23 protein-coding genes are annotated in these 18,060 nt (G+C 40.1%); 15 read left to right on the forward strand and 8 right to left on the reverse strand.

What is annotated here, in order from left to right:
* Nucleotides 1-341 precede the first annotated feature (341 nt).
* Together J7E35_RS19365 and J7E35_RS19370 are read right to left on the reverse strand one after the other, a co-directional pair.
* Nucleotides 342-863: an MEDS domain-containing protein gene (locus tag J7E35_RS19365; protein WP_251041099.1), complete on the reverse strand. Its 522-nt coding sequence runs from the start codon at nucleotides 861-863 to the stop codon at nucleotides 342-344.
* Nucleotides 864-1,061: 198 nt separating this feature from the next.
* A complete protein-coding gene (locus J7E35_RS19370) occupies nucleotides 1,062-1,823 on the reverse strand; it encodes an MBL fold metallo-hydrolase (RefSeq protein WP_214782731.1) in 762 nt (253 codons plus the stop codon).
* A 118-nt stretch (nucleotides 1,824-1,941) separates the two neighbouring features.
* Here J7E35_RS19370 and J7E35_RS19375 point away from each other — a divergent pair, with 118 nt between their 5' ends.
* The 3 genes from J7E35_RS19375 to J7E35_RS19385 all read left to right on the forward strand — a co-directional run bounded on the left by J7E35_RS19375 (nucleotide 1,942) and on the right by J7E35_RS19385 (nucleotide 4,575).
* Complete coding sequence (locus J7E35_RS19375) at nucleotides 1,942-2,355, forward strand: Lrp/AsnC family transcriptional regulator (RefSeq protein ID WP_214782734.1); 414 nt, start codon at nucleotides 1,942-1,944, stop codon at nucleotides 2,353-2,355.
* A 311-nt stretch (nucleotides 2,356-2,666) separates the two neighbouring features.
* Complete coding sequence (locus tag J7E35_RS19380) at nucleotides 2,667-3,914, forward strand: cysteine desulfurase-like protein (RefSeq protein WP_214782737.1); 1,248 nt, start codon at nucleotides 2,667-2,669, stop codon at nucleotides 3,912-3,914.
* A gap of 271 nt (nucleotides 3,915-4,185) precedes the next feature.
* Nucleotides 4,186-4,575: a YkvA family protein gene (locus J7E35_RS19385; RefSeq protein WP_214782740.1), complete on the forward strand. Its 390-nt coding sequence runs from the start codon at nucleotides 4,186-4,188 to the stop codon at nucleotides 4,573-4,575.
* Between the two features lie 380 nt (nucleotides 4,576-4,955).
* On the opposite strand, the gene J7E35_RS19390 is transcribed toward J7E35_RS19385, so the two are convergent.
* From J7E35_RS19390 to J7E35_RS19405, 4 genes are all read right to left on the reverse strand, one after another.
* A complete protein-coding gene (locus J7E35_RS19390) occupies nucleotides 4,956-5,264 on the reverse strand; it encodes a hypothetical protein (protein WP_214782743.1) in 309 nt (102 codons plus the stop codon).
* A gap of 192 nt (nucleotides 5,265-5,456) precedes the next feature.
* Nucleotides 5,457-5,795 (reverse strand): CBO0543 family protein, encoded by a 339-nt coding sequence (locus J7E35_RS19395; RefSeq protein ID WP_214782746.1) that lies wholly within the window; start codon nucleotides 5,793-5,795, stop codon nucleotides 5,457-5,459.
* On the reverse strand, nucleotides 5,770-5,988 hold the full coding sequence (locus tag J7E35_RS19400) for a hypothetical protein (RefSeq protein ID WP_214782749.1): 219 nt from the start codon (nucleotides 5,986-5,988) through the stop codon (nucleotides 5,770-5,772). The genes J7E35_RS19395 and J7E35_RS19400 overlap by 26 nt, the downstream gene beginning before the upstream one ends.
* 231 nt (nucleotides 5,989-6,219) lie before the next feature.
* Complete coding sequence (locus tag J7E35_RS19405; RefSeq protein ID WP_214782751.1) at nucleotides 6,220-6,912, reverse strand: hypothetical protein; 693 nt, start codon at nucleotides 6,910-6,912, stop codon at nucleotides 6,220-6,222.
* A 469-nt stretch (nucleotides 6,913-7,381) separates the two neighbouring features.
* On the opposite strand from J7E35_RS19405, the gene J7E35_RS19410 reads away from it, so the two are divergent.
* The 8 genes from J7E35_RS19410 (at nucleotide 7,382) to J7E35_RS19445 (ending at nucleotide 13,602) form a co-directional block, all read left to right on the forward strand.
* Nucleotides 7,382-7,735 (forward strand): ArsR/SmtB family transcription factor, encoded by a 354-nt coding sequence (locus J7E35_RS19410; RefSeq protein ID WP_214783612.1) that lies wholly within the window; start codon nucleotides 7,382-7,384, stop codon nucleotides 7,733-7,735.
* Nucleotides 7,736-7,739: 4 nt separating this feature from the next.
* Nucleotides 7,740-9,860 (forward strand): heavy metal translocating P-type ATPase, encoded by a 2,121-nt coding sequence (locus J7E35_RS19415; protein ID WP_214783609.1) that lies wholly within the window; start codon nucleotides 7,740-7,742, stop codon nucleotides 9,858-9,860.
* Nucleotides 9,861-9,902: 42 nt separating this feature from the next.
* On the forward strand, nucleotides 9,903-10,535 hold the full coding sequence (locus J7E35_RS19420) for a class I SAM-dependent methyltransferase (RefSeq protein ID WP_214782754.1): 633 nt from the start codon (nucleotides 9,903-9,905) through the stop codon (nucleotides 10,533-10,535).
* A gap of 101 nt (nucleotides 10,536-10,636) precedes the next feature.
* The gene (locus J7E35_RS19425; RefSeq protein ID WP_214782757.1) at nucleotides 10,637-11,179 is read left to right on the forward strand and encodes a copper resistance CopC family protein; all 543 of its coding nucleotides are present in this window, start codon (nucleotides 10,637-10,639) and stop codon (nucleotides 11,177-11,179) included.
* A 1-nt stretch (nucleotide 11,180) separates the two neighbouring features.
* Nucleotides 11,181-12,257 carry a copper resistance D family protein gene (locus tag J7E35_RS19430; protein WP_214782760.1) on the forward strand — a complete coding sequence of 359 codons (1,077 nt, stop codon included), beginning with the start codon at nucleotides 11,181-11,183 and terminating at the stop codon, nucleotides 12,255-12,257.
* A gap of 261 nt (nucleotides 12,258-12,518) precedes the next feature.
* On the forward strand, nucleotides 12,519-12,809 hold the full coding sequence (locus J7E35_RS19435) for a hypothetical protein (RefSeq protein WP_214782763.1): 291 nt from the start codon (nucleotides 12,519-12,521) through the stop codon (nucleotides 12,807-12,809).
* Complete coding sequence (locus J7E35_RS19440) at nucleotides 12,793-13,290, forward strand: glycine/sarcosine/betaine reductase selenoprotein B family protein (RefSeq protein WP_214782766.1); 498 nt, start codon at nucleotides 12,793-12,795, stop codon at nucleotides 13,288-13,290. Before J7E35_RS19435 ends, J7E35_RS19440 begins: the two co-directional genes overlap by 17 nt.
* A 27-nt stretch (nucleotides 13,291-13,317) precedes the next feature.
* The gene (locus J7E35_RS19445) at nucleotides 13,318-13,602 is read left to right on the forward strand and encodes a hypothetical protein (RefSeq protein ID WP_214782769.1); all 285 of its coding nucleotides are present in this window, start codon (nucleotides 13,318-13,320) and stop codon (nucleotides 13,600-13,602) included.
* Nucleotides 13,603-13,886: 284 nt separating this feature from the next.
* Here J7E35_RS19445 and J7E35_RS19450 read toward each other — a convergent pair whose 3' ends face one another.
* Complete coding sequence (locus J7E35_RS19450; protein WP_214782772.1) at nucleotides 13,887-14,762, reverse strand: LysM peptidoglycan-binding domain-containing protein; 876 nt, start codon at nucleotides 14,760-14,762, stop codon at nucleotides 13,887-13,889.
* 234 nt (nucleotides 14,763-14,996) lie between these two features.
* Between J7E35_RS19450 and spxA the strand changes: the two genes are divergently transcribed.
* The 3 genes from spxA to J7E35_RS19465 all read left to right on the forward strand — a co-directional run bounded on the left by spxA (nucleotide 14,997) and on the right by J7E35_RS19465 (nucleotide 16,299).
* On the forward strand, nucleotides 14,997-15,392 hold the full coding sequence (gene spxA, locus J7E35_RS19455) for a transcriptional regulator SpxA (protein WP_214782775.1): 396 nt from the start codon (nucleotides 14,997-14,999) through the stop codon (nucleotides 15,390-15,392).
* Nucleotides 15,393-15,470: 78 nt separating this feature from the next.
* Nucleotides 15,471-15,893 (forward strand): RrF2 family transcriptional regulator, encoded by a 423-nt coding sequence (locus tag J7E35_RS19460; RefSeq protein ID WP_214782778.1) that lies wholly within the window; start codon nucleotides 15,471-15,473, stop codon nucleotides 15,891-15,893.
* A gap of 73 nt (nucleotides 15,894-15,966) precedes the next feature.
* Nucleotides 15,967-16,299 (forward strand): IDEAL domain-containing protein, encoded by a 333-nt coding sequence (locus J7E35_RS19465; protein WP_214782781.1) that lies wholly within the window; start codon nucleotides 15,967-15,969, stop codon nucleotides 16,297-16,299.
* Nucleotides 16,300-16,350: 51 nt separating this feature from the next.
* Here the strand turns inward: J7E35_RS19465 and J7E35_RS19470 are convergent, their stop codons facing one another.
* Nucleotides 16,351-17,100 carry a L,D-transpeptidase family protein gene (locus J7E35_RS19470; protein ID WP_214782784.1) on the reverse strand — a complete coding sequence of 250 codons (750 nt, stop codon included), beginning with the start codon at nucleotides 17,098-17,100 and terminating at the stop codon, nucleotides 16,351-16,353.
* A gap of 255 nt (nucleotides 17,101-17,355) precedes the next feature.
* On the opposite strand from J7E35_RS19470, the gene J7E35_RS19475 reads away from it, so the two are divergent.
* Nucleotides 17,356-18,048 carry a DUF421 domain-containing protein gene (locus J7E35_RS19475; protein WP_214782787.1) on the forward strand — a complete coding sequence of 231 codons (693 nt, stop codon included), beginning with the start codon at nucleotides 17,356-17,358 and terminating at the stop codon, nucleotides 18,046-18,048.
* The last annotated feature ends 12 nt before the right edge of the window (nucleotides 18,049-18,060 follow it).

Raw genomic sequence — 18,060 nt, forward strand, 5'->3', positions numbered from 1 at the left:
AAGGGAGACATTCCCTTGCCTTTCTTTCGTTGGACGGATCTCGTTTGCAGCGAGAGGTGACCATGCAAAATGCTTTTTGTGCAACTTTTTCTAGTATGGACTCCAATGATACGGTAAAATATCCTTCAATTTAATAGGAAAGTATGTGTAAGAAATGATTAAAAGTTTTCCAGTGTCATTGTTTGGAGAAGAAAGAAAAATTAGAGTGTATGTACCTTCTGGTTCTGTCGAAAAAAGGTATCCTGTTCTATACATGCATGATCGGCCATCAAGCTTCTGCAAAAATGAAGTACCTAGAAAATAATGAATCAGGCTCACCCGATAGGTGAGCCTGATTTCTTTCATCCTTCATCATTAATAATAAAGTTATGGCAATTTATAAGGCCTTCTATTAATTCTTGGCTAACCCTTTCAGAATCGTAGGCACAAACAGCTAGAAATTTTGCTTCGGTCACAATGGTATCGGCTTCTTGTTCAGAAGCGATTAATTTTCTGTTGATCTGCTGCTCATCCCGCCATTCTACATGAGCCCAGCTACGAATGACTACATCGAGCTTTGAATAACCTTCGATCAGGTTCGGAAGGAAATCAAATATGGAATTTACGCTAAAGTCTCCCTTGGCATAATAAAAGTCAAAGTTATTGATGAACTTTACTTTTTCCAAACTGCTTTCATCCACTGACTCCATGAGTTTTCTGATAATCAAGGGTATCATCCGGTCATTTTCTACAATGATGGAATATTCACCACGTTCCAGACCCGAAATGACGAAGTCAACCACTCGAGTAACATACCGTTCTTGGTTTCCAAAGAAATATAGTCCGTGTCCCTTGGTAAGGCCTGCAAGTTCATTAACTTTCATTAACTGCGTACTTTCCAAATTAGCACCCCATCGAATAAAACAGATTATCAATAAAGTGTATCATACTTGGTTGTTAATATGTATTTACTTTCAAACTCTTTGTATTGGAACATTTTTTGTTTCTAGTTAGTTTTAATTACAGTAAAAGCTCAGGGCCTTTTAGAAGGCTCCCGAGCTTTTGTGTGCACTGCTGGTTTATTAAAATCTATATGACTCACCGTCATTTGGGACGATAACACTTGAGGAGATCCCATTTTCATCAACAAAACTTTTCAATTCTTCCCTTGAAAGTGTCCAGTGGTTGACAGCTTCCATATGGCTGGCGATGATTATTGCAGAGGGAGCGGCTTTTTGCACTTCATACACGTCGTCTTTACCCATGACGAGTGATCCACCTTCAAGGAATTGATTATCTCCTGCATTTACAACAATGATTTCTGGCGTGTGGGTATCGATGGCTTCTTGTACACCTTCATACCAGACAGTGTCTCCAGCGACATATAAGGTTTTCTCGGTATCGTGTTTAAATATAACACCACACACGAGGCCGGCAAGTTTTAATATTTCCCCTCTGCCATGCTCGCCTTTTGTTTTAATTAATTGAATGGCTTCGAAAACTGTATCTTCCTGTAAAACCTCAACATTTTTAAAACCGTCATTTTGGACTGCATTGGCATCTTCCTCATTTTGTACGAACATTTTTAGATTCTTCGGAAGCGCCTCTTTGGCAGCCTCATCATAGTGGTCGAGGTGTAAATGAGTTACAATGACAGCATCTATATCATCGATCATTTCATCAATGGACACCGGTAAGCTGACTAAAGGATTATTCTGGTCTTGCCTTAATGAATTGGGAAAGGGAGGATATGCTCCTTTTTCTGCCAAAAATGGATCGATTAAAAACTTCTTCCCAGCATATTGCACAACCAAAGTTGCATTTCGAATTTGTTGTAAATTCATATTCATTAGCTCCTTTTCTATAATGTATATATAGTTTATAATAAGACCGCTTTTGACTTACATAGTGAAAATCAAGTCTTTTTCTTCTTTTACTTGATTATTGAAAGGATTTGAGACAATGTTGGATTCCACCGATATGAGAATTATAGAAGAGCTTACCATGAACAGCCGGATCACCATGAAGGAACTTGGTGAAAAGGTCCATTTGACTGGCCAGGCTGCTTCAGCGAGGGTCGCCAAGTTAGAGGATCACGGAATCATTGAAGGGTATACCATTAAAGTGAACCAAATAAAAATGGGGTATCCAATTTATGCAATCATACATATTTTTACGAAAACGACGAATCATCAGCCTTACCTCACGTTCTTGACAGAAAAAAAAACATACGTGATGAACAATTATAAAGTCAGTGGGGAAAGCTGTTACCTTTTAGAATGCAAATTTCCATCCAATGAAATTTTGGATGAATTTCTGACAGACTTGAGCAATTATGTGAGCTATAAGCTATCGATTGTAATTAATAAGCAGTGATGGAGAGCGCCTAATTCCTTCATTCAAGACCGAACATCCATACCCTTGCCTCCCTCCATGAATACCTTTGGTAATATGGGGGTGAGAGGATGGATAGAAAAGAGGATGATTTAGCTGATTTCTTTTGCGTCCATGAAGTGAATAGCGTTCCATTTATTCCTAAGATTAAGGATCATTCCTGTTCGAGAAGAAGCAGATGAGGAGCCGTTGTTTATGGTTCCTCTTTCGTTTGTCGAAAGATTAAACTGAAATTATTAGAAAATTATGACATAATTATGTTGATATCAGTTTGGCAGAAGGAGTGATGGGGGTTGGCTAATTTATTTCCAATTGAACAGGTGAGGGAAAGATTCCCGGCATTAAATCGAAAAGACGATGGAAAACAAGTGATTTACTTTGACGGGCCGGGCGGTACACAAATGGTCGATTTTGCAATGGAGTCTATGTATCGGTACATAAGGAATGGCATGGCAAATCTTCATGGGACCTTCAACACCAGTGCTGACACAGATAGTATGCTGGACAAAGCCAGGGAGGCTGTTGCGGATTTGCTTGGATGCCAGGCGAATGAAGTGGCGTTTGGTGCCAATATGACGACACATGCTTTTGCGATTGCACGGAGTCTGGCTGGTTTTATCAATGAGGGTGATGAGATTGTGGTCACAGAGCTAGACCATCGTGCGAATGTTGATCCATGGATTACCCTTGCGAGGGACTGTGGAGCAACGGTAAAATTCATCGAACTGGATCATGAAACTTTTACTTTGAAATTAGATGATTTAGACGGAATCATTACAGATAAAACAAAGCTGGTGGCCGCTGGAATGTCATCGAATGTGACAGGGACTGTAACGGATTTAAAGCCAATAATTGAACGTGCGAGGGAAGTTGGCGCCCTGGCGGTTGTTGATGCTGTACATGGAGTGCCGCATTTATCAATGGATGTTCAAAAGTTTGGGTGTGACATCCTGCTATGTTCAGCTTATAAATTTTTCGGGCCGCATGTCGGCATCGCTGTGGTGAGGGAGAGTTTATTTGAAAAACTTCAGGTCTACAAGCTGAAGCCTGCACCTGCCCAAATACCTTACAAGCTTGAAACAGGAACTCAGAATCATGAAGGCATCGCCGGGGTGATGGGAGCTATTCAGTTTATCGAAGAGCTGGGATATGGTGAAACGAGAAGGGAACGATTGGTGTCCGGAATGCAAGCAATCGATGAATATGAAAGTGGACTTGCATTAGAAGTGGAAAGCTTTTTGCACAGCCTCCCGGAAGTGACACTATATCGCGCAGCTTCTGGGCGGAGGACACCAACATTTGCTTTTACTATTGAAGGTCACAACTCCCACGAGGTCACGGCATGGCTTTCGGAAAAATACAATATGTGTGTCGCAGATGGGGACTTCTATGCCTCCACGATGGCTGAGGTACTCGATGTCTATCCAACAGGCGGATGGGTGCGGATCGGGTTGGCTCCATATAATACCATGGAAGAAATCCAGCAATTTAAAGAAGCATTAGCAGCTTTCATCGAACAGCATCAGCAGAATGTGGTTTGATTGAACGTTATTTTGCAGTAGGGGAATGAAAGATGTTCGGCATGGGACAGTCTGATGAAGACCGAAGCTGCTTGTTAAATAAAGGCTGTTTTCGTAAAGATTGTTGTTAAAATCCTAAAGCCGATTTTAACGTAATGTAAGCCATTTTGCAGGTCGGTATTAAGTTTGCATGCTCTTTTCTCACAAAAGCTTGAGGAGTCTGGCCATTGTGCCAGGCTCTGTTTATTTATATAGTAATAGATAATTAGAATAGAAAGCCGGAGGGAATATTATGGGGAAAGCTAGGCAAACATTTAAAAAGCGGATGAGCAAAATCAAAGAAGACATCTTTATTGTAGCTGAGGCATACAAACATCCCGATACACCTTTTTATACAAAACTAATCGCAATAATAGTTGTCGCCTATGCCTTCAGTCCCATCGATTTAATTCCTGACTTTATCCCGTTCCTTGGGTATCTGGACGATTTGATCCTAATCCCCTTAGGAATTGCCATTCTTTTAAAACTACTGCCAGATCAGGTTATACAGGATTCACGTGAAAAAGTGGCTGCTGCAGGGAAGGTAAAACAGAAGAATTGGATAGCAGGTGCGGTGATCATCCTGCTGTGGGCTCTTTTGTTATATTGGCTTGTTAATTTTATTGTTATTAAGTTGATATAGAAACCTTTTATCATCTTATACATAGAGATTATTATTGAATTTATTGTAGGTGATGGCATGATAGGCTTAGAAAAAAACCTTTACAGAATACAAATAATAATAGATACACAATACTTTACTGAGTATTCATTTCTTGTAATGAGGAATTTAACTCCATTTAGCAGGTCAAAAAAGGAATTACTGGAACTGTCTTCATGAAGTGGGGGCGGAAATATTTCACTCCCGATATAAACCAATCAGGAATTGAAGATTTTACAGCTCCAGATCAGCCACATATTCTGATCCCGTACAAAAAAGTTGGTAAACCGGTATAAAATTATAGGCTGAGTTGAACATCATTTAAGAAATACAAATAATACAGAATAAATTTACCCTATTATTTAGTAACTTTTATATCTTACATACTCATAGTTTGAAGTGGGGATCTGTTTTAGGATCTTGCCTTCCTGGTCACGGTGAATTTCATATTCCCTGTAGGTTTCAACGATATATCCGTCTACCTCCTTGTCGAGAGACTCTATGTGCAGGTACTCAAATTCAGGTAAGATAGTCTCTAAAATGTCATTGTGGACACTGGCGTCGGTCTCCAAATATTCGAGCTCAGCGTTTTTTTGGACATTTGGGGGATAGGCAAAAACCAGGTATATACAGAATAGCAAGAGAGCGGATAATCCTAATATTCGCATCAATTTAATGGCTCCTTTTATTCAAGTTACATTAAACCTTATGCCTGTCCAGGGAGGATTATAACCCGGTGATATTTGTAGATGATTTTCTATGGGCCAGTTTGATGCAAATTCAGTGAAGGGTTATTTACTTTAATGAACTTAAAAACTTAAATTTCGATGAACTAGAAAGGATGGACGCTTGGGGGTGTAAAATTAATTTGCTGTCCATTTCTGAATAATGAACCTAGCTGCAATACCAGTGACTATGTAAAAAGCAAATGAATATATGTATTTCCATTTTAAATATGTAACTGTTCCAAGCATAACTGAAATAGGTTCACCAATAAATGCAAAAATGGCAGCTTGAAAAACAAGGGCGATACTAAATGTTTTCCATGTATGAAAATATTGATATATCAACATGCATGACACTGGTATAATGGAAAAGTCGAATGGTAATGCAAGAAGACCAACTGGAACAAATTTAGTCGGGTAAATCCAAGCACATAATTCACTGCCTAGATCATCAATAAAGGCTGTAAATAATGACAATTAGACCAAAACTCCAAACCTTAAGGGTATGCTCTCTATCAAGAAGTTTTACGAATATCATCCATGGTACAACAAAAATAAAGACAAGGAACCACCAACCCCAAGTAAACAAGGAGTGTTCCAACCAATTTTCAATAGCTAAATTTGAGTATTCTTGTTGATAAAAGAGTAACTCTTTTACTGCGTCATCCAAATAAGCCATCTCCATTTTTTTCTTATTAGTGTTACATTTTATTTATTAATAATTCAATTTTGCTTTTTAAAATGATGACCGGTCAAACGCTTTATAAGTAAGTAACTCAATATCATTAGCAAGTTATAGCTAGTATCATACACAAAGATTGTGAAAATCTTCATTTATAAAAGGCCCAAAAGGTAAGACGCTGCCAATAAAAAACTGCCATAAGGCAGTTTTTTTAAATGTTTAATGAAGTCTGTTATTCGCAATATTGTTATCTGCTATATCATTCATTTTTTCCACAGCTTGTTCCGCCATTTCATCGACAATCATGACTACGTCTGTATCATACTTTTCGATATTCGATACGTTGAATTGAAGTTTCTCTGCATAAGGGGCTGGTCTATTCATCATAAAGGCGGAAGTTTCCTCACAATATTTATCACGGGCTTCTTCTGCACTTAATTTGCCTGTTACAATATCATTCATTAAATTAAGAGCAAGAATATTGGCTGCCTCCATATCACAACGGGAAGATACTTCTCCTCTTGTTCTCTCAACGATGACACTGCCATCAAATTTCGCAAGTTCACTGAACATCTCAGGCGGAACGGTGTAGTTGATATAATTTTCAATTACATCGGTGTGAGGCTGTGGAAAGTCGTGTGGAATTTCATCACGATAAACAATGGTGCGCTTCCATGGTCCATTGTTATACCAGATCAGCCTGCTCTGGGTTGCCTCGTTAGGCGGACCATATTGTTGGATTGTATGATTTGCTTGGTTTTTAGACATAGCGTTCCAATCATTTATAATACTTTCGACCATGTTTATCCCGACTACAGTATCGGTCGTCTTTTCAGCACCTCCGAAGGTTTGTACCTTTAAATCACTTCCCATTGCTGTTACCGCAGTTTTTAATTTTTCTTCTTGTTCCAAAATATATCCCTCTTCTCATATATAGTTTTTTTATTTTTTGATAGGTATGCACGATATATACCGTTTCTTTTTTTAATTCAGCTTAAGGGTGCAGTGAAATTAAAAATACGTCCAAGAAATGAAGGTATTTGACTATCTACGGGAAAGAACATGGAGCTTCAAGAATTCTTAGGTAACATCAAAGCAGAGTTTAGTAAGAATCTAGCAAAGAGAGAATTGGCCTTTTTCTACGACAGTACTAGAGTGAAAAGACCAATTAGTCTTTTCACTTTTTTATGTACTGGGAATATTGGCAGTAGGCAGTAAATCTGGACAAAAACGAGCATTGCCAGAGTTTTGCAAAACAATAAAAGGATAAAACGAAATTAAACAAACAATCGTTTGACCGTTTGTCGATTTTTAACATATACTTATAATCAAACGAATATTTGAATAAAGGGTGGTGAATGAGTTGAAGCAAATCAAAGATATGTGTGAGATCACCTGTGTGGATGAGGGAAAAGTATCTCGAGTAAAAAATTCTCTTTCTCAGCAAAATACAATGGCTGTAGCTCAGATATTTAAAGCATTGGCCGATGATACAAGAATTAAAATTGCCTTCTCATTAAGTGAGGAAGATGAGCTTTGTGTCTGTGATGTTGCCAATATCGTCGGCTGCTCCACAGCAACTGCCTCGCACCATCTAAGGCTTTTGCGGAATTTAGGCCTGGCTAAATATCGCAAAGAGGGCAAGCTGGTGTTCTATTCACTCGACGATGAGCATGTAAAGCAATTGATCCAGGTTGCTTTTGCCCACCAGAAGGAGGTTCAATCACATGAGTAATGCTATGACAGAAAAAGATGTGCAAAAAAGTGTATACCGTGTCCAGGGTTTTACCTGAGCAGGCTGTGCCACAAAGTTCGAAACGAACGTAAAACACCTGGATGGTGTTTCTGATGCAAGTGTAAATTTCGGCGCCTCGAAGCTGACGGTATATGGAAATACAACGATAGAAGAGCTTGAAAAAGCTGGGGCTTTTGAAAATATAAAGGTCATTCCCGAGAAACAGCGATTCGAAGAAAAGAAAGAGCCTTTCTTACAAAAACATAGTCCGGTCATTGGATCTCTGATCTTTCTGATTATAGGCTGGATGGCAGGAGAATTGAACGGAGAAGGCAGCGTTCCATCTGTTTTGGCTTACGCAGCCTCCATGCTGATTGGCGGGTCCCGCCTGTTTCTGACTGGATTGAAGAACCTTGGCCGGCTTGAGTTTGATATGAAAACACTGATGACCATTGCTGTGATTGGTGCTGCGGCCATTGGCGAATGGGGGGAAGGGGCCATGGTAGTCATCCTTTTTGCAATCAGTGAGGCGCTTGAAACGTATTCAATGGATAAAGCAAGACAGTCCATTCGGTCACTGATGAATATCGCTCCTAAAGAAGCATTGATCCGCAGAGGAAATCAAGAACAACTGGTGAAAGTGGATGATATTGAAATCGGAGATATCATGATCGTCAAGCCAGGGAAAAAAATTGCTATGGATGGAATGGTGGTAAAAGGAATTTCATCTGTCAATCAGGCGGCAATAACCGGTGAATCAATACCTGTAGCAAAAGAAAGCGAGGATGAAGTATTTGCCGGAACCTTGAATGAGGAAGGCGTCCTTGAAGTCAGAGTGACAAAGCGAGTGGATGATACAACTATTGCTAAAATCATTCACCTTGTCGAGGAAGCGCAGGCAGAACGTGCTCCTTCCCAGGCATTTGTTGACCGGTTCGCAAAATATTATACTCCGTTAATTATGTTGATTGCATTAGGGGTTGCGATAGTTCCTCCTTTGTTATCAGGAGCAGATTGGAGCTCATGGATTTATCAAGGTCTGGCAGTATTGGTTGTTGGCTGCCCATGCGCCCTGATCATTTCTACACCTGTTTCGATTGTGACTGCCATCGGAAATGCAGCGCGAAACGGGGTGCTGATCAAAGGTGGAATCCATCTGGAAGAAATGGGTGCAATCAAAGCAATCGCTTTTGATAAGACCGGCACTTTGACAAAAGGCGTTCCTGTTGTCACAGATTATCTGCCGCAAAAAGCCGAAGATTCTAATGAATTATTAAAGATTATTGCTGCCCTAGAAAACAATTCCCAGCATCCATTGGCCTCCTCCATCATGAGGAAAGCCGAGGAAGAGAACCTATCCTACCAAGGTATGGCGGTAGAAGGATTTAACTCTATAACAGGCAAAGGCATTAAAGGAGAGGTCAATGGAACAGCCTATTATGTGGGCAGCCCTAATTTATTTGAAGAGCTGAACGGCATTCCTTCCAGCATAAAAGAACAGATATCAAGTTTGCAAAACGAAGGCAAAACAGTAATGGTTGCCGGAACATCCCAATCTGTTCTGGCTTTAATTGCAGTGGCTGACAAAATGAGGGAGAACACTCATAAAGTGATCAAGAGTCTACATGATTTGGGCATTCAAAAGACCATCATGCTGACTGGAGATAACGAAGGTACAGCACGCGCGATTGGAAAAGAAGCCGGGGTTACGGATGTTAAAGCAGACCTGCTTCCTCAAGATAAATTGAGTTATATAAAAGAATTTAGAAGTCAGTATGATCGGGTTGCAATGGTGGGGGATGGTGTGAATGATGCACCTGCACTTGCGGCTTCCACGGTTGGAGTTGCCATGGGAGGAGCCGGAACAGACACAGCGCTGGAAATTGCTGATATTGCCCTAATGGCAGATGACCTAGGCAAACTTCCTTTCACGGTGAAATTAAGCAGAAGAGCGTTAAATATCATTAAACAAAACATTACCTTTTCATTAGGGATTAAACTGGTTGCTCTGTTGCTTGTCATTCCTGGCTGGCTAACGCTATGGATCGCGATTTTTGCCGATATGGGGGCGACTCTGATTGTAACACTCAATGCATTGCGGCTTCTTGGAGTAAAAGATAAGTAAGGCTTCCTACACTGGGAAGCCTTTCCTGTAGGAGGAGAATATATGAACAACACATGGAACCGGTTTATATATAAATGCGCGGCACCGTTTTATGACAGACTTTTCAATTCGGGGATATTTTTAAAAGCAAGAAAGCAAATATTTAAAGATATTGACGTGAAATCTGGAAGTAAGATACTATTTGTAGGCGTTGGAACGGGGGCTGACTTGCCCTATTTATTGAATAATGGGCATGAAATAACGGCAATCGATTATTCAGAGGATATGTTGAGAATGGCGCAAGAGACCTATCGGGACTCTTCGATTACATTTCTACGGATGGATGCCCAACATCTCGATTTTGAAAAAGAATCCTTTGATTTTGTCATTGGCAGCTTGATATTAAGCGTAGTCCCCGATCCTCAGCAAGCTTTCAGGGAAATCATTAGGGTATTAAAAAGCAATGGTAGATTTTTAATCTTCGATAAGTTCGTCCCTGCCAATAAAAAAGTCCCCGTTCGGCAACGGCTGCTTCGGCCTTTGGTAAAACTGTTCGGAACCGATATTGGACTGGATTTTAATTTAATCCACGCCCCTGTTTCGGATGAATCAATAATCTTACAAGATGAGGAAGTAATGCTAAACGGACTATACCGGAGAATCACAGGAGTTAAGAGGAGAGAGAAAGGAATTTAAATCCTTGTATTTCTATGGATTTATAATAGTATAATATAAAAATTGAGTAATCTTAAAATCTTGCTTTGCAAACAATCTAAATAACATGTCAGGAGCACCTAATGTCAAAAACCTTTTTTTTACTCGTTCTTTTGTTAACAATACCTTTTTCCGCATATGCACATTCTGAACTCAAATCTTCGATGCCGGAGGCGAACCAGATTCTGACCGAAGATCTACATGAAGTGAGTCTGACCTTTGCAGGGAAAATTGAATCATTAAGCACGATGACGTTAACTAAGGATAACAGGGAGCAATCTTTCAAGAATATTAGTATACAAGGCAATCAAATGAAAGGGTTCTTGGAAACACCTCTTGAATCAGGAACTTATATCATTAATTGGGAAATTGCTGGGGAGGATGGCCATCCAATCACTGGTAAAATTCCTTTCACTGTCCAAAAGAAACAGGGGGCGGCGGTTGACTCAGATATTGAGAAACCAGGCGGAGGACAGGAAATAGATACAGAGAAAGTGAAAGAGGGTATAGAACATCCTTTAACTAAGCCTAACTTGCCAATGACATCCGCTGGATACATTATCCCGATTGTCGCACTTGGGTTGTTGGGACTAGGGCTGTTCTTCCTGTTTGGAAGGAATAGATAAAATGATTGCTTTGACCCCGCTCTCAGAATTAGGCTCTTATCTTGTCTTTTCTATTTTAGCTGGACATGTGGCTTTGCAATTTGTGCCATTATCAAAGAAGCCGGCAATTCATATACCTAAAAAAGTTTTACTGCTATCCTGTTTAGGCATTTATTTATTTACTTTTGGACCAGTCGCCCAAGTGATATCCTATTTCAGCGGCAGTGTTGGGTTTACACTCGCAGTATATTCTGTTTTGACGGATTTTGAAGTGGGAAAGGCATGGCTGTTTATTGGATTGATGTCTGTTCTTTTATGGTTTTCCCTTTTATTTAATGCATCTAAATATATACAGGCAGCCATACTGCTGTTAATGATTCTGGCGGTTGGATACGCAAGCCATGTCGCTTCGCTTTCGGGTTGGGCAGGCTTCTCATCCCATTCCATCCACTTTCTGGCGGTTACTCTCTGGATAGGGATATTATTTCATGTTGCCTGGTTTGCCAAAGATCAATCCAATTGGTCAAGTTTCTTAAGCTGGTTTACTCCTTTTGCAATCACTAGCTTTTTGATTATCTTAATAAGCGGCCTGACTCTTATGTCCTATGTAGTTAAGCCCGAAGACTATGTCAGTTCCTGGGCTGTGCCGTATGGCCACACCTTGCTATTAAAACATATAAGCATTATTCCGATCTTATTTTTCGCATTTTTGAACGGCCTGCTGGCGAGAAAATCCAGATTCAGTGATTACTTTGATCCGAGTCCCTGGCTGAAAATTGAAAGTATTATGATCTTGATGGCGTTCTATTTTACTTCCATATTGGGAACATTGTCTCCGCCACATGAGGTGGACTTTACAATCAAGACAGAGGGTGCATTTCCTTGGGTTGAGTGGATCCTGGGGATTAATATACTTTCAACACAGACACTTGAATTTATCCCAATGCTGCCATCCATACTGCTATTCATTATTTCAATCTTGTTTTTAACCCTTATTTTCATTAGTTTCAAAAAGGTAAAACCATTGGTTGCCCTTTTCTTTGGACTAAGTTTTATTTTTGCCATGTATTTTGGCTTATTGCTGTCTCTATCTTTTTGATTTTTAGGATGGGTTCCTTAAAGCCAGGGAAAAGCAAGCCGGCTTTTGCGGCTTGCTTTTAAAGGGAGTTTCTATTCTGTTAAGGCATAAATCCGAGTCAATCTCCGTCTTGTTTTTTGCTGACTGGCATCATGAAGATTATTTTCAAAATTTAATCGGGGCTGTAGAAGCCAAAAATTGACCAGGAGTTAAGCAACAAATTATTGTTCTTTTTATTTGAAAAGTGATACTATTACGGAAATTGAAGAAAGGAGTATACCAATGTCACTCCCTTATTTAAAAGAAGCTATAAAGAATGGCGATAATGAAAAGTTGATTCGTTATGTAAGGCTGCACTTTGGTGATGGAAATGAAGATGCTGGGCGGAAAGAGATTGATAAGTCTTGGATTGAGGCCCTTAAACTATTGCTGGAATCACCCGAGACAGACCGGGAATTTATTTATGATACACTTGAAAATAAAGATGCTGAAACTTTAGCGCATTTATATTTTAGTCTGCATTTTTATCTGCTAAAAAGATCGGGGGAATGGATACATGACGGAAACCTCTAAAAAAGGGCAACTGCGTCCCGGCGTGTGGAATACAGTTAACGAGCGTTATCCTGGATCGATGATAACAAAAGATGATTTTGTCCCGTTAGCCTTTTTGGATAAGCCATTATCAGAATCTAAATTAACATTCGTAAGTTCAGCTGGTGTACAGCCCGTGGGCACAATGCCTTTTGACACTGTTCATCCTATAGGAGATTATACATATCGAAAGGTTCCAACCCATTTAAAACCTGACCAGCTGGAAATTCATCAATTAAAGTACCCCACAATAGGTGCAAATCAGGATATAAATGTGATTTTTCCCATTGAACGGTTACAGGAATTAGCTGAAGAAGGAGTCATAGGAGGACTCACGGAAAACTTTTTTTCTTTTATTGGATATAATATGGACCCTGAACAACTTGAACGAAAATTAGCGGAAGATATCGCTGAAGCGGTAGTGAAAGATAATGCGGATATAGCTTTATTAAGCCCTGCGTGACCGATTTGACATCAATCTGTCGCGCTCGTGCAGCGCGCTTTAGAACGAAGGGGAATTCCAACTGTTTCACTATCTGTAGCCCTGGATATAACAGAGCATGCTAAGCCCCCAAGAGCAGTGTTTTTACCTTTCATGATGGGACACCATTTTGGAGTGCCATATCACAAAGAACTTCAGCGAAAAATTATTATTGAGTCTCTAGAACATTTAGTGCAGGCAAAGAAAAGTGGAGAGATTAAATTTCCTCCTTTTACCTGGGCAGAAGCAAGAAAAGAAGGTATTAAAATTAAGAAATCAATGGGATTAAAATAAATAAACTGTTCCCTGTGCAGCAGGCTTTTTAAATAAGTCAACTGCGCAGGTTTTTTAATTTACTATAACTTACAATATGAAAAGATAACCCATGATGATTAAGAGGCTCTCCAGACGCCGGCACTTGTAAAAACTAATGGAAGTATACTTAACAAAAAAATCAGTAACCAAATATGGATAATGGTTTTTCCTAGAAGGTAAATTCAAGCTTTCAACAATGAGGTTTAGCAGGCTGCAGTACCGATGTGAAGTAACAAAAAAACCGCCCAATGGCGGCCTTTCCTCTAATTATCTAATCTGCTTAAGTCATAATATTGAACGGACTTCCCATCCCGGTCGAATTGGATGGTCAGCTTGTTCTTGTTAAATTGGTAGATGAATTGTGCGCAAGCCGCGCTTTCGTAGCAAGTGACGTTATGCACTTGGCTTGGATAGCCGTACTCATTAATTACTTGACTCTTCTGGGTCGGAAGGGTACTGAGTTTTAAAAATTCTGGGTAAACTTGCAGCCCGAATACAGAACCATTCTCCATGTTGAACTTCACGCGTACTCCGGCACCTTCACCAGTGTAATACAACGATCTGATATTCAACTGGTCCTCTATTTTAGCTGGCTTCCCGAATTGCTGCAAAAGCTGGCTGTAGTTGGAACCAATGTAAACACCATGAACTTGAAGGCTCTTATTCGTGTCGATGTAGGCATCTTTAATACCGGTTTTACGTAACAGCTCTTTTTGCTTCTCAGCATTTGCTTTTTCCGAAAAAACTCCAGCCTGAATGCGGTAAAAGGTTTTATCGTTAATGGTCTTTGTAATGACTGTTGCTTCAATTCCTTTCTTTTTAAGATAAGCGATCTGCTTTGTTGCATTGACTTTCTTGGTAAAAGAACCACCCACAACAGCATACATTAGCTCCGATTCGGTAAAGCTAGGGAGCAGCAATTTTTGGCCAATATAAATCGTATTGTTCTTCAAGCCGTTGAAACCCTTTAACTCCTCGACAGTCAGGTTGTATTTCTTAGAAAGGCTGTATAACGTATCGCCTTTTTTAACAGTGACTGCATGATCATCTGCATAGCCAGAACCGTTGGTAAAAAAGAGTAAGGAACCGATCAACAAAAGACTCAAACCGAATTGCATAAAACGTTTTATTTTCTTCATTTTTTATCACCTCAAATAGTTTGACGAGTGGATTCCGACAGAGTTTCGAACGAATAAGCCTATTTTTAATGAGATAAAAAATTGTGTCATAATGGGAGGGGGAAAGAAACGACTATTGACTTTTTTAACTGTAAAGTTTAATATTACAGTATCGCTATTTTAGATAAAAAAGAGAACCTATTGCAGTTTATCTGTAATTTTTATTTTTACAGTTGAACGAAGGAGCTGTGGATTATGGTAACTTTATATATCACATCAAGCTGTGCTTCCTGCCGGAAAGCAAAAGCATGGCTGCAGGAACATCAGATTGAATATACTGAAAGAAATATCGTGTCAGAGCCGCTCACCGTTGATGAAATCAAATCCATTCTTCGGCTGACTGAGGATGGAACGGAAGACATTATCTCGACAAACTCAAAAACCTATAAGCAGCTGGATATGGATATTGACTCTCTTCCGCTGAATCAGTTATACGATTTAATCATCAAAAATCCGCAAATGCTGCGCCGTCCGATTATCCAGGACCATAAGCGATTGCAGGTTGGGTATAATGAGGAAGAAATTCGCAGTTTCTTGCCACGCAAGCTGCGTACATTCCCCAGCTTTGAGTGGGAAAACATCGCGAATTAGTTCTTTAATACTTTTTGCTTGGAATTTATCTGGATGAAATGTAGAATGTAGCATAACAAATCTGTTAGGAGGCAGGCAATGAACAGCGATTTTACTCTTGCCATTCACAGTTTAACCTTACTTGCTCTGCAGCCGGACAGAATGTCGACAAGCGAAGCGATCTCGGAGAGTGCAGGGGTTCATCCTGTACGGATCCGCAAAGTGCTGGGCCTGTTAAAAAAACATGGATTTATCAAATCAAAAGAGGGAACTGGCGGCGGATTCATTTTTGCACTGGATTTAAATGAGGTGAACCTCTGGGATATCTATAAATTGACCTCCGAAGGGGCACTGCAGCCTAAGTGTCCGGACTCTAATGAAAAATGTGTTGTCGGGGCGAATATGCACAAAGTGCTGTTTGCTATTTTCCTGGGTGCTGAAGAACATTTGGGAGAATATTTGAAGCAGTATTCCATAAAGGAAATAGTCGACCTGGTCAAAGAAACGAACTGTTGTGACTAAGGAGCACGCTGGCCTTCTTAGCTGGTAAATGTAATGAAAAATATTACAGATTCTATTAAATGAGGTGACATATATGTTTTCCAATAATGACACGATTTTAAGAGTAGGCGATTGGATCAAGGGGAAATCCAGGGATGGAGAATTATTCATCGGATATATAGAGTCACTTGATATTTTGGATGATAAAGTAAATGCAACAATCACATCAAGTGATGATGAATCAATGATAGGCAAGACGATTCCAATGGCCACAAACGGAGTAAAAAAATTGCCCGACCCGAAGGTGAAAAACAAAGAACAAATTCAATATCTCATTGATCTGGCCCTTGCCACTGGCGATGAAGAATGGTTCTTGGAGCTTTCCGAGAAGCTGAACTCGATGAGAGAGCTTGTTAAAGGTGTGTAAAGATGAAGACGGTCCTTCCTTTAGGAGGGACCGTCTCTTTTTATACTGATGCTACTTTATTCCGAGTGCCTTTTTGGTGGCTGGCCCTGCGATTCCATCCACCGTGAGCTTATTCGCTTTTTGGAAATTCTTTACGGCTGCTTCCGTAGCTGGACCGAATACTCCGTCGACTCCTTTAGTACTGTATCCTCTGTTTGTCAGCGCCTGCTGCAGCTGCTTCACTTCTGGACCTCGCATCCCTTTTTTAAGGACAGTGCTTGTTGGTACGGCTGACACTGGTACGGAAGCCTGACCGGTAACTTTATAACCATTAGCGGACGCAATCGCATTGAAGGATTTTTTGGATGATGTGATGACAACCGGGGTGTCTACCTTAACCTGGTCATAAAGCCATTGCACTTCGTTGTCGTACATCCTGATGCAGCCGGCACTGACGTATCCGCCGATTGATTTAGGGTTGTTATTGCCGTGGATCGCATACGTTGTTCCCCATGTTCCTCTAGCATTTATCCCCAACCATCTGTCGCCAAGCGGATTTCTTGGGTCCCCGCCAGGGATCTTTCCACTGTAATATGGGCGATTCTTGATTTTGTTAACGATCTTGAACTTGCCCTCAGGCGTATAGGATGCTTTCCTGCCGGTTCCCACCTTAAACGTTTTTACCAGTTTATTATTTTTATAATAAGCCAGTTGATTGATAGACTTGTTTATGATAATCAAATCCCCGCCGGCAGCCTCTGCAGGTGCCTCAAAGAACACCATAGATACAAGAAGCATCAATGATACCAGCCACTTTTTCATTCCCCATCCCCCTTTTTTCATTTGTAGGCCCATTTGCCTAACAGTCTATGGCCATGCGGTGTTAGTAAAGGTATTTACATCTTTATAAACGGTTTTTCCTCATAAAAGTTACATGTTTTACCGTTATGTGGAATTTATTTGTTTCTTGTTTTTATGACATATGTAACACATTTTGTCGTTTTATGAAGGATTTTTTAAAAATAGCGGTTCAATTTCGAAAAATCTTCCCATAATGGGAAAGAAGGAGTGGGAGTGTTGAATCATTACTTATCAATCGCAGTAGAATTAACGAGCGGGTTTGTCTTTTTATTTATCATGACAAAATTGCAGGGGAAGACGCAGTTCTCTCAAATCACACCGTTTGATTTTATTTCTGCTATTATCCTGGGTGAACTGGTAGGAAATGCAATTTATGACCACGAAGTGAAAATAGGCGAAATTGCCTTTGCTGTTGCATTGTGGGGAGTGCTAGTTTATGTAACAGAGACTGTTACGCAAAAATTTCTCTATTCGCGGAAATTACTTGAGGGCGAGCCGAACATTGTGGTCCGCAAGGGAAAGATTAAATTCGAGGCCTTGAAAAAAGCAAAGCTGGATATCAATCAACTGCAAAGTCTTGTCAGACAGCAAGGTTATTTTTCACTTCGCGAAGTGGAATATGCCATCATCGAAACGAACGGAATGGTCAGTGTCCTCCCCAAAGCGGATTATGACACGCCTAAAAATAGCGATATGAAAATCAAAGCAGACGATCCAAGCCTGCCAGTCAACATGATCCTTGATGGAGAAGTGGTTAGAGAAAATCTTAAAGAAGCCGGTGTCGATGAGCAATGGCTGAAAAATGAGTTAGAGAAACAGAAAATCCATCAAGTTGAAGATGTGCTATTTGCCGAATGGATGCAGAATGAGCCACTTTATGTTTTGAAATATGAGAAGAAGGCGAATTGAGCTAGGCTGAGT

Origin of the sequence: Bacillus sp. ISL-45 (genome assembly GCF_018613195.1) — a bacterium.
Lineage (GTDB): Bacteria > Bacillota > Bacilli > Bacillales > Cytobacillaceae > Mesobacillus.